Annotated in this window: 12 protein-coding genes; 4 read left to right on the plus strand and 8 right to left on the minus strand. The window is 67.6% G+C overall.

What is annotated here, in order from left to right:
- Positions 1-31 precede the first annotated feature (31 nt).
- Both NR101_RS17545 and NR101_RS17550 read left to right on the plus strand, forming a co-directional pair.
- Entirely contained in the window at positions 32-442 is a 411-nt protein-coding gene (locus tag NR101_RS17545; protein ID WP_256776098.1) for a hypothetical protein, read from the plus strand.
- A gap of 152 nt (positions 443-594) precedes the next feature.
- Positions 595-2,007: an amino acid permease gene (locus NR101_RS17550; protein WP_256776097.1), complete on the plus strand. Its 1,413-nt coding sequence runs from the start codon at positions 595-597 to the stop codon at positions 2,005-2,007.
- Between the two features lie 704 nt (positions 2,008-2,711).
- Here NR101_RS17550 and NR101_RS17555 read toward each other — a convergent pair.
- Together NR101_RS17555 and NR101_RS17560 are read right to left on the minus strand one after the other, a co-directional pair.
- Positions 2,712-3,965, minus strand: coding sequence for a dipeptidase (locus tag NR101_RS17555; protein ID WP_256776096.1), 1,254 nt, complete (start codon positions 3,963-3,965; stop codon positions 2,712-2,714).
- A gap of 306 nt (positions 3,966-4,271) precedes the next feature.
- Positions 4,272-5,441: a class I SAM-dependent rRNA methyltransferase gene (locus NR101_RS17560; protein WP_256776095.1), complete on the minus strand. Its 1,170-nt coding sequence runs from the start codon at positions 5,439-5,441 to the stop codon at positions 4,272-4,274.
- Positions 5,442-5,835: 394 nt separating this feature from the next.
- Here NR101_RS17560 and NR101_RS17565 point away from each other — a divergent pair, with 394 nt between their 5' ends.
- Entirely contained in the window at positions 5,836-6,792 is a 957-nt protein-coding gene (locus NR101_RS17565; RefSeq protein WP_256776094.1) for a TerC family protein, read from the plus strand.
- A 98-nt stretch (positions 6,793-6,890) separates the two neighbouring features.
- Complete coding sequence (locus NR101_RS17570; RefSeq protein ID WP_256776093.1) at positions 6,891-7,673, plus strand: rhomboid family intramembrane serine protease; 783 nt, start codon at positions 6,891-6,893, stop codon at positions 7,671-7,673.
- A gap of 3 nt (positions 7,674-7,676) precedes the next feature.
- On the opposite strand, the gene NR101_RS17575 is transcribed toward NR101_RS17570, so the two are convergent.
- The 6 genes from NR101_RS17575 to rnpA all read right to left on the minus strand — a co-directional run bounded on the left by NR101_RS17575 (position 7,677) and on the right by rnpA (position 16,301).
- Complete coding sequence (locus NR101_RS17575; protein WP_256776092.1) at positions 7,677-8,600, minus strand: hypothetical protein; 924 nt, start codon at positions 8,598-8,600, stop codon at positions 7,677-7,679.
- A 120-nt stretch (positions 8,601-8,720) separates the two neighbouring features.
- Positions 8,721-9,776, minus strand: a complete 1,056-nt coding sequence (locus tag NR101_RS17580; RefSeq protein ID WP_256776091.1) for a glycerophosphodiester phosphodiesterase — start codon at positions 9,774-9,776, stop codon at positions 8,721-8,723.
- Positions 9,777-9,939: 163 nt separating this feature from the next.
- Positions 9,940-11,289 (minus strand): tRNA uridine-5-carboxymethylaminomethyl(34) synthesis GTPase MnmE, encoded by a 1,350-nt coding sequence (gene mnmE / locus NR101_RS17585; protein WP_256776090.1) that lies wholly within the window; start codon positions 11,287-11,289, stop codon positions 9,940-9,942.
- Positions 11,290-11,292: 3 nt separating this feature from the next.
- Positions 11,293-13,968: a polysaccharide deacetylase family protein gene (locus NR101_RS17590; RefSeq protein ID WP_256777757.1), complete on the minus strand. Its 2,676-nt coding sequence runs from the start codon at positions 13,966-13,968 to the stop codon at positions 11,293-11,295.
- Positions 13,969-14,106: 138 nt separating this feature from the next.
- On the minus strand, positions 14,107-15,807 hold the full coding sequence (gene yidC / locus NR101_RS17595) for a membrane protein insertase YidC (protein ID WP_256776088.1): 1,701 nt from the start codon (positions 15,805-15,807) through the stop codon (positions 14,107-14,109).
- On the minus strand, positions 15,807-16,301 hold the full coding sequence (gene rnpA / locus NR101_RS17600; RefSeq protein WP_256776087.1) for a ribonuclease P protein component: 495 nt from the start codon (positions 16,299-16,301) through the stop codon (positions 15,807-15,809). The genes yidC and rnpA overlap by 1 nt, the downstream gene beginning before the upstream one ends.
- Between the last annotated feature and the right edge of the window lie 4 nt (positions 16,302-16,305).

The raw sequence follows: 16,305 nt of genomic DNA on the forward strand, positions 1-16,305 counted from the left end.
GGCGCGCCCTTCGCCCGAACGGACCTCCACCATGCGCTGGCTTGCCCTGCTCCCCCTGCTGCCGGGCGTCGCCCCAGCCCACGCCGATGAGGTCCGCTGCCTGACCGGCGGCAACGCCGACCAGATCCACTTGGAGTGGAAGCTGCCCGAGGGCGACACCGGCGCAACACCGGTGAGCTTCGTGCGCTACGCCGGCAAGACCCAATGGCTGCGCCTGACCCGGCTGTCCAACGAAGGCAGCGAGATGGCCGAAGGCCGTCCCTGGCAGTTCGACGCGGTGTGGGAAGAGCACCTGGACGGCAAAGTGACCGGGCACTACGCGATCACCACCCAGGGTGCACGCATTTATGGCTTCGATTACACCAACGCGCGCAACGGGCGGCAGACGCGCTTCAGCGAAGACATCGCTGCGATGACCGACAGCGGCTGCCACTGGGACTGACCGGGTGTCGGCCACGTTTGTGCCGGTTTCGTCACCCCAATCCCAGTCAGGTGCACACCTCGCCCACGTGGGACGCTTGGCAGTAGTAATGCTGCACCGGGTTCGGTAAAACTCGCAGACTTGTCGTTAACAGTCATCCACCGCGAGGCCCCATGTCACTGCTCCGGCGCAAGTCCCTAGACCAAGTCACCGTCCATGAAGCCGGCAGGCGACTGGTTCCGACCCTGAGCTGGCCGCACCTGATCGCCTTGGGCATCGGTGCGATCGTGGGCACCGGCATCTACACCCTGATCGGGGTGGGCGCCAACCTGGCCGGCCCGGCCGTGCTGATTTCCTTTGCCATCGCCGGTGCGGTCTGCGCGTGTGCGGCGCTGTCCTATGCCGAACTGGCCACGATGATGCCGGCGGCCGGCAGCGCCTACACCTACAGTTACGCCGCGCTCGGCGAGACGGTGGCGTGGGTGGTGGGCTGGAGCCTGATCCTGGAGTACTCGCTGGTGGTGAGCACGGTGGCGGTCGGCTGGTCCGGCTACGCGGTCGGCTTCCTGCATGGCTGGGGCATCGACCTGCCGTTGACGCTGACCGCCGGCCCGCACGTGGAAGGCGGCTTCATCAACCTGCCGGCGGTGCTGATCACCTTCGTGGTGGCCGGCATGCTGATGGCCGGCACCAAGGAAAGCGCCACCCTCAACGCGATCCTGGTGGTGGTCAAGATCATCGCGCTGACCGTGTTCGTGGCCATTGCCCTGCCGCACTTCGACACCGGCCACATGGAGCCGTTCATGCCGTTCGGCTTCGCCAAGTCGGTGGGTGCCGATGGCGTCGAGCATGGCGTGATGGCTGCCGCGGCGATCATCTTCTTCGCGTTCTACGGCTTCGATGCGATCTCCACCGCCGCCGAAGAGACCAAGAAGCCCGACCGCGACCTGGCAATCGGCATCATCGGCTCGATGGTCGGCTGCACCATCATCTACGTGCTGGTGGCGCTGGCTGCCGTCGGCGCGATGAGCTACACGATCTTCGGCCAGAGCGCCGAGCCGCTGGCGCTGATCCTGCGCGAGCTGGGCAGCCCGGGCGCGGCCAAGTGGATCGGCGCGGCGGCGGTGATCGCGCTGCCGACGGTGCTGCTGGCCTTCCTGTACGGGCAGAGCCGCATCTTCTTCGTCATGTCGCGCGATGGCCTGCTGCCGCGCGGGCTGTCCAAGGTCAGCGCGCGCACCGGCACGCCGATTGCGACCACGCTGTTCACCGCGGTGCTGGTCGCCGCGCTGGCCGGCGTGGCCCGCCTGGATGAAATTGCCGCACTGGCCAACGCCGGCACGCTGGCCGCTTTCACCGCGGTGGGCCTGTGCCTGGTGGTGCTGCGCAAGCGCGAGCCGAACCGCGTGCGCAAGTTCCGCACTCCGCTGGCCTATGTGGTCGGTCCGCTGGCGGTGATCGGCTGCGTGTACCTGTTCTTCAGCCTGCCGAGCAAGACCCAGCTGTATTTCCTGGCCTGGAACATCCTGGGCCTGGTCGCCTACTTCGCCTACGGGCGGCGCAATGCGGTGCTGGGCAAGCAATGAGGCATCGCGCCGTCTGACCTTCGGGGCGGCACGTCGGTAGGAAAAGGCAGGCCCAAGGGCCTGCCTTTTTCTTTGGTTCTTCCCCCATCTGAGGGGAGCGTCTTGCTGCACGGGCCGTCGCAGCATGAGCACGACGCTACGCGGGCGGCCGGGTGTGCAGGCCGCTGGGATGTGGGCTGGCGTCTCCGATCGGGCTGGTCGCGAGCGTGTGGGCCCCTTAGCGGCCGGTAGGCCCCTGGCGCAAATGTCCCCCGGCCGCGTGGCGGCCTCCTCCTTTATTTTGCCCAGGGGCCTACCGGCCGCTAAGGGGCTCGGCTTGCGGTGAGCATGCCGAAGCCAGGCTTTTTCTGACGTTGGTCGGTGGGTCGGGCGCTGGGTTCCCATGCCCTTGGAGGCGAAATAAAGGGGGAGGGGGCGGCCGCAGGCCGACGCCGGAGGACATTCGCCGGAAAGGGCATGGGGGGCCAGCGACCGACCCACCGACTGCCGCTTGAGGCGAAATAAAGGAGGAAGAGGCGGCCGCAGGCCGACCCCCGGGGCGTCGCCGGAAAGGGCATGGGCCCCAGCGCCCGACCCACAGACCGCCCCGGCTGGAACGGGTCAAAGCACGCTTCTGCTTGCCCCACATCTGGGCGAAGAGCCTTTTCTTTTTATTGGCTCCGGTCAGGACATCCAGCGGCCAGCGCGCGGGATGCCGCCGGTGTTCAGGGTTTTGCGGCCGCGGCGACCTTGGCGGCGTGATCCTGCGCCTGCTGCATCACCCGCAGCAGGTTGCCGCCCCAGATGCCGGCAATCTGCTTTTCGCTGTAGCCCTTGCGCAGCAGCCAGGCGGTGATCTTGGGCAACTGGCTCACGTCGGGCAGGTCGGCCAGGCCACCGCCGCCGTCCCAGTCCAGGCCGATGCCCACGTGTTCGGGGCCAACCACCTCCAGGATGTGCTCGAAGTGGGCGAAGAAGTCGTCCAGCGTCGCCTTGCGCAGCGGATAACGCGCGTCGATGTCTTCCAGCCCCTTTTTCAGCGCCACGCCTTGGACGATGGTCATCCCGTCGTAGTCGCCGCCGAGCTGCTGCATCAGCGCCTCCTCGGCCTGCGACCGCGCCTCGGTCTTGCCGGTGTCGATCAGGTAGCCGCCATAGGCGTTGACCTGGATCACCCCGCCGGCCCTGGCCAGCTGCTTCAGGCGCACATCATCGAGATTGCGCGGGTGGTTGTAGATCGCCTTGGCCGAGCTGTGCGAGAGCACAAACGGCACCGGCATGCGCTCGATCAGGTCGTCGAACACCGCATCGGCCGCATGCGACTGGTCGATGACGATGCCCAGCCGCACCGCTTCGTCCACCAGGGCCTTGCCGGCCGGGCTCAGGCCCTTCCACTCGGCACCGTGCTTGTCGGTGGCCGAATCGGCGAACTCGTTGTTGGCGAAGTGCACCGTGCTGAGCAGGCGCAACCCGGCCAGATGGTAGAAGCTGAGCAGCGAGGGATCATCCACCAGCGGGCTGGCGTTCTCCATGCTGATGTAGACCACGCGCTTGCCGGCGGCCTTGATCTTCGCCGCATCGGCCGCGGTCAGCGCCAGCTGGAAGGTATCCGGGTGCGCGGCGAGCATCTGCCGGATGTCCATCAGCCGCAGCAGGCCGGCATCGCGGTCGTGCTGGTGCGCCTGCGCGCTGCGGTCGCCCTGGTCGGTGTAGATCGCCCAGAAGCCGCCGTCGAGTGCACCTTCGACCATGCGCGGGTAGTCCACCTGCGACAACGCGTTGTGGTCGTGGCGCTGGGTGATGTCGAAGCCGTCGCGGTGGAAGTTGGCCGGGGTATCCAGGTGGCTGTCCAGGGTCAGCAGCCGCTGCTGCAGCGTGGCGGCCCTCGCCAGTTCCTGCGGGGAGAACGTGATGGCGTGGGCGGCCAGCGGCGTGCACAACGCCAGCGAGACCAGCAAAGACAGACTGCGCAACGTCATGACGCCTCACCTGTGATGGGAAGCGTAGGACGATAGCGCTGTCGGAAGACACGCGGTAGAGCCGAGCCATGCTCGGCTGCTGCGTGGAGCGCGGCCAGCCAAGCATGGCGCGGCTCTACCCGTTCCCAACGCCGTAGACGGTCGGCAGGCACGCCGTCAGGCGTGTCGATCGCTGGGTCGGCCGGCAGACAGCCCTGTAGGTGCCGACCGTTGGTCGGCACGCACAAAGCCCGCCAGGTGCCGACCGTTGGTCGGCACGCACACAGCCCGCCAGGTGCCGACCGCCGGTCGGCACGCACGGTGCTGTCAGTCCAGCACGCGGCAGAACACCGCCTTGAGGTAGCGCGATTCCTGCACGTGGGCCATGAACGGATGATCCGGGCCGGCGCCGGATACCTTCAGGATCTGGATGGTGCGGCCGGCGTAGAACGCGGCGCGGCGCAGCATGTCCAGGAACTGGTCCTCGGCCACCAGGCCGGTGCAGGAGAACGTGGCCAGCAGGCCGCCGGGCTTGACCACGCCAAGGGCCAGCTTGTTCATGTCCAGATACTTCTTCAGCGCGGTGATCACCTGGTCGCGGTCACGCGTCATCTTGGCCGGGTCGAGGATGACCACGTCGTAGCGCTCGCCGCGGTTGGACGCATCGCGCAGCCACGGGAAGATGTCGGACTGGATGAACTTCGGGCGCACGTTGTTGAGGCGCGAGTTACCCTTGGCAATCTCGATCACGTCCTCGTCGATGTCGATGCCGACCACTTCGGCAGCACCGCGCACCGCGGCATACACCGCAAAGCCGCCGGTATTGCAGCACAGGTCCAGCACGGTCTTGCCTTCCACCTGCTGGCTCAGCCATTGGCGGTTCTCGCGCTGGTCGGCGAAGAAACCGGTCTTGTGCGCACCGGCAGGATCGGCGCGGAACTTCACCCCGTACTCGCTGATCACCGACGCTTCGGTGGTGGTGTTGCCGTGGAAGTCGAAGCTTTCCTGCTTCTGCACGTGTTCGTCGGCAAAGCTGTGGAAACGGCAGCCCGGGAACTGCTCGCGCAGCGCCTCATAGACCCATTCGCGGTGGCGGAACATGCCGGCGGCGAAGAACTCCACCACCACCAGATCGCCATAGCGGTCCACCACCAGGCCGGACAGGCCGTCGCCCTCGCTGTGCACCACGCGCCAGGCGTTGGACACCTCGTCCAGCTTGAGTACCTCGCGACGCAGCGACACCGCCTGGGCGATCTTGCGCGAGAACCAGCCGGCGTCGACCGGAACGGCCTGATCGGTTTCCAGGATGCGCACGGCAATGCGCGAATGACCGTTGTAGAAGCCACGGCCGATCCACTCCCCGTCCACGCCGACGACGTCGACGATGGCACCGGGCTTGGGACGGACGACAGGCTTCTCGACCAGTTTCTGGAAGATCCACGGGTGGCTGGAGCGCCAGGCGTTCTTGAGGCGGACTACGGGGGCAGGGGTATTCATCCGCATATTGTATGACGCGGCATCGGGTACGCGCTGCCGGACCGCGGTCTGCGCGCACACACCACGGCCCCCGCCATGCGCGCGCCCTACCCCCGCGCCTGCGTCGGCGCCCCCTGGCCCCGGGGCGTTCCGGTCGGGCGGGGAGGTAAACGGCGGGCATTTGACGCCGGCCCCGGCAGCCCGCAGAATCGGCCTCAGAAGGGGAGTAGCTCCCAGACGTTGTCGCCGTCAATTCGAGCCCGCAGGCTCCGGTGCAACGGCAGTCCCACCCATCGGGACTGCGAGCGAGACCTTCGCCGTATGGCGAAGCTCTGTCTCCCCGGATCCCCCCGATCCTCCGTTGCAGATCCTCGCCCTCCGGCTTGAGGCATTCATTTTTCCAACGGACAAACCCATGCAGACGATCGGTAACTTATGGTTGTGGGGCGGCTTCGGCGCGGTGGTGGTCATCGCGCTGTTGGTCGATCTCGTATTGATGCGACACGGCGGACCGCACAAGGTCACCTTCAAGGAGGCCCTGTGGTGGTCGATCGGCTGGGTCCTGCTGGCCTTGGCCTTCAACGGCGGCCTCTGGTACTACCTCAACGAAACCGCCGGCCAGGTGGTGGCCAACAAGGTCGGGCTGGAGTTCCTCACCGGCTACCTGGTCGAGAAAGCCCTGGCGGTAGACAACATCTTCGTGTTCCTGATGATCATGGGCTACTTCGCGGTACCCGAAGAACAACGGCAGAAGGTGCTGATCATCGGCATTCTGGGCGCGATCGTGCTGCGTACGATCATGATCTTCGCCGGCAGCGTGCTGCTGACCAAGTTCCATTGGCTGCTGTACGTGTTCGGTGCGTTCCTGCTGTTCACCGGCTGGAAGATGTGGTTCTCGGCCGGGACCGAGCCGGATCTTGAGACCAACCCGGCGCTGCGCTGGATGCGCAAGCACCTGCGCCTGCTCCCGGACTACGCCGGCAACGCGATGAGCGTCATGCGCGACGGCAAGCGCTGGTTCACCCCGCTGTTCGTGGTGCTGATCCTGATCGCGGTCACCGACGTGATCTTCGCGGTGGACAGCATCCCGGCGATCTTCGCCATCACCACCGACCCGTTCATCGTGCTCACCTCCAACGTGTTCGCGGTGCTGGGCCTGCGGGCGATGTTCTTCCTGCTGGCCGGCATGGCCGATCGCTTCCACCTGCTGCCCTACGGCCTGGCCCTGGTGCTGGCCTTCATCGGCATCAAGATGATGCTGATCGACATCTTCAAGATTCCCACCCCGATCTCGCTGGGCGTGGTCGCGGTGATCATCGCCGCCACCGTGGTGCTGAGCCTGAAGAACCCGCCGAAGACCGGCGACGCGTGACCCCGGCGTGCCACCGGCGGGATTGTCCCGCCGGTGGCACCACTCTCTCCCGTCGCGTTGCCCTTGTGTTCAGCCCGGGCGACGCAATCCCTTAGGGTATGAACGACAACCTGCCCCTGCCCGCCGGCGAGCCGCCGGTCTCCCCCCGCAACGACCACGGTCGTGTGATGCGGGCGTTCAACGCCAGCCTGGCGTTCGTGCTGGTGCTGGTGGCGGTGTTCACCGCGCAAGGTCATTTCAACTGGCAGCCGTGGGCCGTGTCGCCGCTGGACAAGGCCGGCCTGCTCGGCATTCTCGGTGCCCCGCTGCTGCATGGCTCGGTCGAGCATCTGGGCGCCAACGCGGCTGCCCTGCTGATCCTCGGCACACTGGCCGGCAGCGTCTATCCCAACGCCACGCTGCGCGCGCTGCCGCTGCTGTGGATCGGCTCGGGCCTCGGTGCCTGGCTGCTCGGCGATATCGGCAGCCACCACCTGGGCGCAAGCGGCATCACCCACGGCCTGATGTTCCTGGTGTTCGTGCTCGGCCTGCTGCGCCGCGACCGTCCGGCCATCGCCGCCGGGCTGATCGCCTTCCTGTTCTACGGGAGCATGCTGATCACCATCCTCCCGCACGAGCCGGGCGTGTCCTGGCAGTCGCACATGGGCGGCGCCTTTGCCGGCATCCTCAGCGCGCTGCTGTTCCGCCTGTCCGACCCGATGGCCCCGCGCAAGCGCTACAGCTGGGAAGAAGAAGACGAGGAAGACCTGGAGCTGCAGCGCGACAGCGACCTGGAGCCGCCGTCACCGCAGCGCGTGCCGGTGCTGTGGCAACCGCGCGAAGGCCAGGACTACGTGGTGCTGCCGTTCCGGCCGCGTGACCGGTCGGAGCCGCGCGAGTAGCGCTCACGTGGCGGATCTGATCCGGCCGAACAGCGCCAGGCGCAGGCAGCCAATGGCGAACATGCCCACCAGGACCACCATCGCCACCCCGAACAGCACGTTGAACGCGTACGCGAGCGGCTGCTCGCTCCAATAGTAGGTGTGCGCGCTGACGCGGTAGCCGCCGACCCGGATCCGCGCGGTGGCCAGGGCGGTCACCAGCGAGAGCAGCTGCTTGAGTTCGAGTACCGCCAGGAAGGCGCCCAGCAGGCCGAAAAAGAGGCGGACGCCAGCGCCGGCCTTGTCAGCTGCGGATGGCGCCTTGTCAGCTGCGGATGGCGCCTTGTCCGCGCCCTCCTCTCCCGTCTGCGCCGGGGCCGCGCGGGGTGGGTCCAGCACCTCCACGGGCACCGGCAGTTGCAGATAATCGGCCAGCACGCCCAGCCAGCGGTCGGTGCGCCGCGTGCCGGGCAGCACGGCGACATTGCCAGGCGTCAATAGGGTCTCGCTGCCATCGTGGTGCACGAGCCACAGCTGGGTGGTCCCGCGGTGCAGGGTGCCGTGCCATCGCAGTTGGAGTGCGGACAATCCGTGCAGGGCGAAGGCGCCATTCACCTGCGTGCAGCGCCCGGACAGCGTGCGGGTATGGCGCCGGCCAACGCCGTCGCGGCGCGACAGGGTCAGCGTTTCGCTGGTCTCGGTGTACACCAGCAGGACCACCGCCAGCGCGACCAGCAGCAGGAACGCCAGCACCACCAGCAGCCAGGACAACGGGGCCAGGCGGGACAACGGCGAGTGTTCGTTCACCAGCGCCCCGACCACGAACGCGCCGGGTACCGCCAACGCGACCGCGCCCACGAACAGCACCAGGCCTGCCTGCACGCGGTTGTGCGAATGGATGTGCAGGTCGCCGCCTGGCGTGCGTTCGTAGCGATGTCCGATCAACATGCAGACCTCCGTGTCCAGCGGCCACGGTAGCCGTGGTCGCCGATCGCAACAAGGTCACGCACGTGCTGATCGGCAGGGCGTCCCGCCATCCGCGCCTGCGGATGCAGCGATCGTCGCCGGTCAGTTACCTGCGGTCGCCGCCGCATCCCCGTCCACCGCACGTCGGCCCAGTGCCGGATCGTCGGTGAAGAACGCATCGATGCCGGTGGCCAGGTAGGCGCGCATCTCGGCGACCGAGCCGTCGGCATTGCGTGCGTTGGCCTCGCCCTTGCGGAACTCGGCGGCCTGGAAGTAATTCTCCGGGCGGAAGGTGTACGGGATGACCATCAACCCGGCCGCATGCGCATCGCGCACCAGAGGGGTGGGCGTGCCCAACTTCCCCGCCGCATCCAGCGGAATGACCATGCGCAGGCTGGGGCCGATGCCATCGGCATAACCGGCCACCTGCGCCAGCCCAGTGGGCGTGATCATGTCGGCATAGCGCTGGCTGCCCTTGGCCGCCAGCACGTCGCCCGGCTGCTGCTTCGGGTCGCCGAGCAGCTGCAACAGGCGGATGTTGCTGTCAGCACCGAGCTTGCTGCGCAGGTAACGCAGGTTGGTGACCTCGAAGGACTGGATCGTCACCGGTGCCACCCGCGTGTACGCGTTGCCCTGCAGCGCGGCCAACACCTTGTCCTCCATCGGCAGGCCGATGCCCTTGAAGTAGGTGCCGTGCTTGATCTCGGGCACCAGCCCGATGCCGCGGTTGGCGCGCCCGGCCTGCTGCACCAGGAACGCGATGATCTCGTCCAGCGTGGCAATGCGGAACTGCCCATCGAAGGCCGTGCTGCGCAGCTGCGGCAGACGCTCGCGGGCGTACAGGGTCTTCAGCTCGGCCACGGTGAAGTCTTCGGTGAACCACCCTTCCATGCGCTCGCCGTCGATGGTCTTGACCGTCTTGCGGCTGGCGAACTCCGGATGCGCGGCCACGTCGGTGGTGCCCCCGATCTCGTTCTCGTGGCGCGACACCAGCACCCCGTCCTTGGTCATCACCAGGTCCGGTTCGATGTAATCGGCGCCGTCGGCGATGGCCTGCGCGTAGCTGGCCAAGGTGTGCTCGGGCAACAGCGCACTGGCACCGCGATGGCCATACACCGCCGCCTTGGGCGTTGCGGGGGACGTGGATTCAGCGCTCATGGCCACCCATGGTGCCACGGCCAGCGACAACAGCAACACACAACCCCACGACGACTTCGACACTGCAAACCCCTGTGTGATGCGCCCCGCGCCAACGCGGCGGGGCGTGGAAAGGACCGGCGCATTGTGGTGGTGCGGTGTGACAGGGGGAAGAAAGCCGCCCCTACTTGCCGATACAGAAGCTCGAGAATATCCGCCCCAGCAGATCATCGGCGCTCATCCGCCCGGTGATCTCACCCAGCGCCTCGTGGGCCAGGCGCAGTTCCTCGGCGGCCAGTTCCAGATGCTCGTGCACCAGCTCGGCTTCGGCGCGCTCGGCGTGGCCGATGGCCAGCGCGATGGCCTCCACATGCCGGGCGCGGGCGGAGAATTCGCCTTCCACGCTGTCCCCGGCGCTGCCGCTGGCCAGTTCGCGCAGGCGCGTGTGCAGGCGGTCCAGGCCCAGGCCGGTGGCGGCCGAGACGTGCACGATGTTGGGGTCGTCGGTAGCCGGGAGCGCGGCGAGCAGGTCGCTCTTGTTGTGGATCCACAGCTGCTGCGGCACCTCGGCGATGGCCTCGCGCACCGCCGCGTGCCCGGCCTGCGGGTCGCGGGCATCAAGCACGATGATGGCAAGGTCGGTGCGCTGCATCTCTAGGTGGGCGCGGCGCATGCCCTCGCGCTCGATCGCATCGCCGCCTTCGCGCAGGCCGGCGGTATCGACCAGGGTCAGTTCCAGCCCGTCGATGCGGATGGTTTCGCGCAGGGTGTCGCGGGTGGTGCCGGCGATGTCGGTGACGATCGCCCGTTCGCTTCCGGCCAGTGCATTGAGCAGCGAGCTCTTGCCGGCGTTGGGCGGTCCCACCAGCACCGCGTGCAGGCCATCGCGCAGGCGGCGGCCGCGTTCGGCATCGTCGCGTAGTTGCACCAGCGCGCGCAGCGCCTGGCCCAATCCGGCGCGGACCTGATCGCCACCGAGGGTATCCAGCGGCTCGTCGGCGAAGTCGATCGCCGCCTCCACGTGGATGCGCAGCAGAACAAGCTGTTCCGCCGCCTCGTCGACCCGGCGCGAGAACACCCCGTCCAGCGAGCGGCGGGCGGCGCGTGCCGCGCGCGTATCGCTGGCGGCGATCAGGTCGGCGATCGCCTCGGCCTGGGCCAGGTCGAGCTTGCCATTGAGGAAGGCCCGTTCGCTGAACTCACCCGGCCGCGCCTGGCGCGCACCGAGCGCGATACAGCGCGCGACCAGTTGTTGCAGCAGTACCGGGCTGCCGTGGCCCTGCAGCTCGACGACTTCTTCGCCGGTGAAACTGTGGGGCGCCGGGAACCACAGCACGATGCCATCGTCGATCACCTCGCCCTGTGCGTCGCGCAGGCGCGCGTAGTGGGCATGGCGCGGGCGCAGCGTCGGCGCGCCCAGTGCGGTGGCAATGGCCGCCGCACGCGGACCGGACAGACGCAGCAGGCCGACGCCGCCGGCGCCGGGCGCGCTGGCGATGGCCACGATGGTGTCGATGTTGGCGGAGGCGTTCATGGCTTACAGCTTCTCCAGCTGCGCGCGGGCCTGGGCAGCGCCGCTACCCTGCGGCTGCAGCGCCAGATAGGTGGTGTAGGCCTGCCGCGCTTTGCCCTTGTCGCCGGCATGGAAGTACGCATCGCCCAGGTTGAGGTGGGCCACCGCGCGCGAGGGATCGATCTTCAAGGTGTTCTCCAGCCAGCGCGCGGCTTCGGCGTAACGCCGCTGGCGGTAGTAGACGAAGCCGAGGTTGTTGGCAGCCTGGGCGAAGTCCGGGCGCAGCTTCAGCGCTTCGGTGAACTGGGCGGCCGCGTCGTCGTAGCGCTTCTCGCGGTACAGCTGCAGGCCGCGGTCGTTGGCCTGCTGCGCGCGCTGGCGATCGGTCGTGGGCAGCGCTACCGGCACCACCAGCGTGCGCTTGCCTCCCTGCAGGTCGGGGACGGTGACCGGCGCCTGGGTTTCCCCCTGGGCATCCTGCGCCGCATCGACCTTGTTGTTCAGCGCGATGGCATCGGCCGAGAGCTGGTGCGTGTCGGCGTTGAGGTATTCCTGGCTGTCAGGCACCTGGAACACGAACTCGCCGCCCTGTGAGCCGGGCAGGCTGCCGAACGCCGGGGTCTGCCGCGATACCGCCGACACCGCCGGGGCGACGTAGGCGGCCAGCTCGGTGCCGGTGATCAGGCCATCGCCATTGAGGTCGCCCTTGCCCGCCAGCGCCTGCAGCAGCACCCAGGTGAACACCGAATGCCCGTTCGGGCCGCTGTCAGCCACCTGCTGGTCGGCGCCACCGGCGGTGAGCATCTGCCGCGCGCTGCGGCGGGGGTTCTCGCGCAGGAATGCCGACGACGATCCACCCCCGCGGGTCAGCCCGAGGCCGCTGTAGCAGGCGTCCATCACGAACATCACGTGCTTGGCCTGCATGCTTTCGGCGATGTTCTGGATGTCGGTCATCGCGATGGCATCGGTGGCGAACTCGTTGGGATCCGAATCCACCGGAATGATGTAGCCCAGGTCGCGGCCCGAGGCCAGCCGGCGGGTCGCGCCGTGGCCGGCGAAGAACACGAACACGCGGTCGTTCCTGCCGGTGCGGTCGTCGGCCAGCCGGTCGTGGAAGGCGGCCAGGATGTTGTTGCGGGTGGCCTGCTGGTTCTTCAGCACGATCACCTGCGAGGACGGAAAGCCGAACTGCCCGGTCAGGGTGTCGGCGATGGCCTGCGCATCATGGCTGGCGTATTCCAGCTTGGGCCACTTGGCGTAGTCGTCGATGCCGACCACGATGGCCCAGGATTTCTCGTAGCCACTGGTGACCGTGGTGTCGGCGGCAGCCGCCTTGCGCGCACGGCCAACGCTGAAGTCGCGGCCATTCCAGCCGGCGAACTGGTAGCCGTCGGCGATCAGCCGATCCAGGATCTGCGGCAACGCCTTCACCGCGCGGTCGTGGATGTCGTGGAACAGGATGATCCCGCGCTGTTCCTTCTGCACCTGTTCGACCACGCGCTGCACGATCGACTCGGGAACCGGGTCGGCCCAGTCCATCGAATCGATGTTCCACATGATCGACTTCAGCCCGGCTTCGTTGAGCAGCTGCAGGCCCTCTGCATTGCGCGCGCCATACGGGAAGCGGAACAGCGGTGCGCGCTTGCCGTCCACATCCTTGAGCAGCGTATCGGTGGACAACACCTGTTCGCGCAGGGCATCGCCGGTGGTGCGCGAGAGCTGGGCGTGGGTGAGGCTGTGGTTGCCCACCGCGTAGCCCTGCTCCATCAGGTCGCGGCTGATCCTGGCCAGCGGCCCCAGCGTGACCTTGCCGTCGGCCTGCACCGTGCCCAGGTTGCGGCCCACTTCGAAGAACACACCCGGTACGTCGTAGCGCTTGAGGATGGCCACCACCTCGTCGGTATAGGCCTTGTGCGGGCCATCGTCGAAGCTCAGCACCACGGTCTTGGGGGGCAGGTCGCGGCCGAAGATCTCGCGGTCGCTGTCCTTCATCGACATCGGGTACGGCTCGATCACCCCGTAATCGCGCAGGATCGCCTCGCGGCTGTACTGCTTGTGCAGGTGGGCGATGTAGTCCTCCCACTTCTCGCGCTTGAGCGCGATGGCGCGGGTGCGGTCGAAGCGGCTGAAGATGCGGGTGATTTCCTGGTTGTAGTTGCGCTCGATCTCGTCCAGCGCCTCCAGGTCTTCGCCGATGCGCTGGTGCAGCTTCACCGCCGGCAGCGAGGAATCGGTACCGACGCGGTCGTGCAGGGTGCGCAGGACTTCGCGGAAGGCCAGGCGGTCGGCGTCGAACAACTCCGGGGCCGATTCGATGTAATCCAGCACCGTGCCCAGGGTGGCGAAGCGTTGCGGGCTCGCATCGCGCAGCAGGGTGTCGAACTGCGCGGCGATCGCCTCGCGCTGCGCCAGCCCATCGTGGAACAGCTGCTGGCCGATGCGGCTGGAGGTCGCGCGGTCAGCCGACGACTGCTGCGCCTCATCGGCCAGCAGCACGATGATGCGGCGGTGGCCGTCGAGCAGCTTCTGCAGCGCGGTGAGCAGCGGTGCGGCCGCCGGGTCGGCGGCGGCGGCGGCCTGCGCGCTGGGCTGGGTGACCCCGTCGGCGGTGGCCGCGGGTTTGTCCCTACACCCGGCCAGCGCCAGGGTGAGCGCCAGCATGGGCACGGACAGGCGGAACAGCGACGACGCAGCGGGCATGGAGTGGCTCGGGGGAACGGGGCAACGGTGGCGGCGATTGTATCGCCGCCAAAGAAAAACCCGCCGGGTGGCGGGTTTTCCAGGGCAGCCGACCGACGGTCGGCGCTACGTGTTTTTGCAGCCGACCAACGGTCGGCTCTACTTCTTTTTGACGGGGGTGGTGGTCGTCGGCACCGGATCGCTGCCGTGGCGCTTGGTCATCCACCACTGCTGCAGCAGGCCCAGGCCACCGTTGACCACCCAGTACAGGACCAGGCCGGACGGCATGAAGGCCATCATGACGCCGAACACCAGCGGCATCATCTGCATCATCTTGGCCTGCATCGGGTCCATGCCCGGGGCCGGGGTCAGCTTCTGCGTGGCCCACATCACCGCCACGTTGATCACCGGCAGGATGAAGTACGGGTCACGCGCGGTCAGGTCCTGGATCCAGCCCAGCCACGGCGCCTGGCGCAGTTCCACCGACTCCACCAGCACCCAGTACAGCGCGAAGAAGATCGGCATCTGGATGAGGATCGGCAGGCAGCCGCCCATCGGATTGATCTTTTCCTTCTTGTACAGCTCCATCATCGCGGTCTGGAACTTCTGGCGGTCATCGCCGTAGCGTTCCTTCAACTGCGCGATGCGCGGCTGGAAGCGACGCATCTTGGCGCCACTCTTGTACTGCACCGCCGACAGCGGATACAGCACCAGCTTCAGCAGCACGACCAGGCCAACGATCGCCCAGCCCCAGTTGTTGACGACCTTGTGGACCTGGTTCAACACCCAGAACAGGCCCTGGCCGATGATCGCCATCAGCGAGAAGCGGCTGTAATCGACCACGCGGTCCAGACCCTTCACGTCTTCCTTGGCGATCAGGTTGACCAGCTTCGGGCCGACCCACAGGCGGGCTTCGGTGCTGGCCTGCTGGCCCGGGGCGACGGTGAAGGCCGGGCCGGTGGCCTGGATCTGGTCGCGACCGTCATGCTGGGACAGCGCGTAGTTCGCGGCCTGGTCGGCCTGCGGGATCCACGCGGTGAAGAAGTGGTGCTGCAGCATCGCCAGCCAGCCGCCGGTGATGGTGCGGTTGAGGTTGCCATCGTCCAGGTAATCCTTGAACGCGCGACGCTCGTAACCGTCCTGCGGGCTGAACCAGGTCGCGCCGTTGAAGCTGAACGAGTCCGGGTTGGTCATGCTGCGCGACAGGATGGTCGGGGTGCGGTCCAGGGTGCGGTACACGTAGCCGTTCCACGGCGCGGTGCTGCCGTTGACCACTTCGTCCTTCACCTTGATCGCGTACTCGTTGCGGCCCAGCGTGTAAGTCCGACGGATGCTGACGCCGTTCGGGCCATTCCACACGAACGGGATCTGCAGTTCCTTCTGGCCCTTGCCCAGCACGAAGTCGTGGTTGTCGCCCACCAGGGTGAAGCCATTGGCTTCCGGCACCGGGGTGCCCTTGTCCTGGCTGGTCCAGCCACTCACCGCGCGGTACGGGTGGGTACTCTCTTCGGTCAGCAGGCGCACCGGCGGGCTGCCGTCCGCCTTGGTCTGCGGGAACTGCAGCAGCTCGGCGTCCAGCACGGTGCCGCCGTCCAGCACCAGACGCAGTACGTCGGTGGTGACGGTGACGCGGGCGGCGCCGGCCTGGGCCTGCGCGGCCGGCTGGGTCGCCGGGGCGCTACCCGGGGCCTGCGGCACCGACGCACCGGGGATGGAACCTGCCGCGCCCGGCACGGTTGCCTGGGTCTGCGCGGCAACCGGCGGCGGGGTCGGTGCGGCCTTGTCGCGGCCCCACTCCATCCACAGCAACACGGCCACCATCAGCCAGGCAAAAATCAGGAAAACGCGGGTCTGGTTCATCAGCGGGCAGGCTCGACGGGGCCGGCATGCGATGCCGGCTCGGGCTGGGAAGAAAGGGGTACAACGCCCAGGGGCGGCGGCATTGTGCCGTCCGCGCCCGGCATGGGCAATGCGCCAAGACGGCGCAGCAGGCGTTCAAAGGCCTGGCGGAGTTCTGAGTTGCTGGCGGTACGGGCGGCGCTACGGGCAACGACGACAAAATCGCCGGCACTCATCCACGGCCGTAGGTGGCGTGTGGCATCGCGCAGCACACGCTTTACTCGGTTGCGACCCACGGCTCGGGGATCGACTTTGCGCGACACGGCGAGACCCAACCTGGCTGGCGTATCGCTCTTCAGCCAGTGCAGGGTCATCAGCGGATCGGACACACGGCGGGCGCCGTTGAAGACCGTTGTATATTCGGCACGCGTACGAACCCGCGCAGAGCGAGGGAATCGCTTGCGCGGGTCGGAACTGCTCACAGTCAGGATTGCGTCTGCCGCGGGAAGCGGCATTGCA

The organism is Stenotrophomonas sp. Ste86 (assembly GCF_024519465.1).
In the GTDB taxonomy this organism is placed as follows: domain Bacteria; phylum Pseudomonadota; class Gammaproteobacteria; order Xanthomonadales; family Xanthomonadaceae; genus Stenotrophomonas.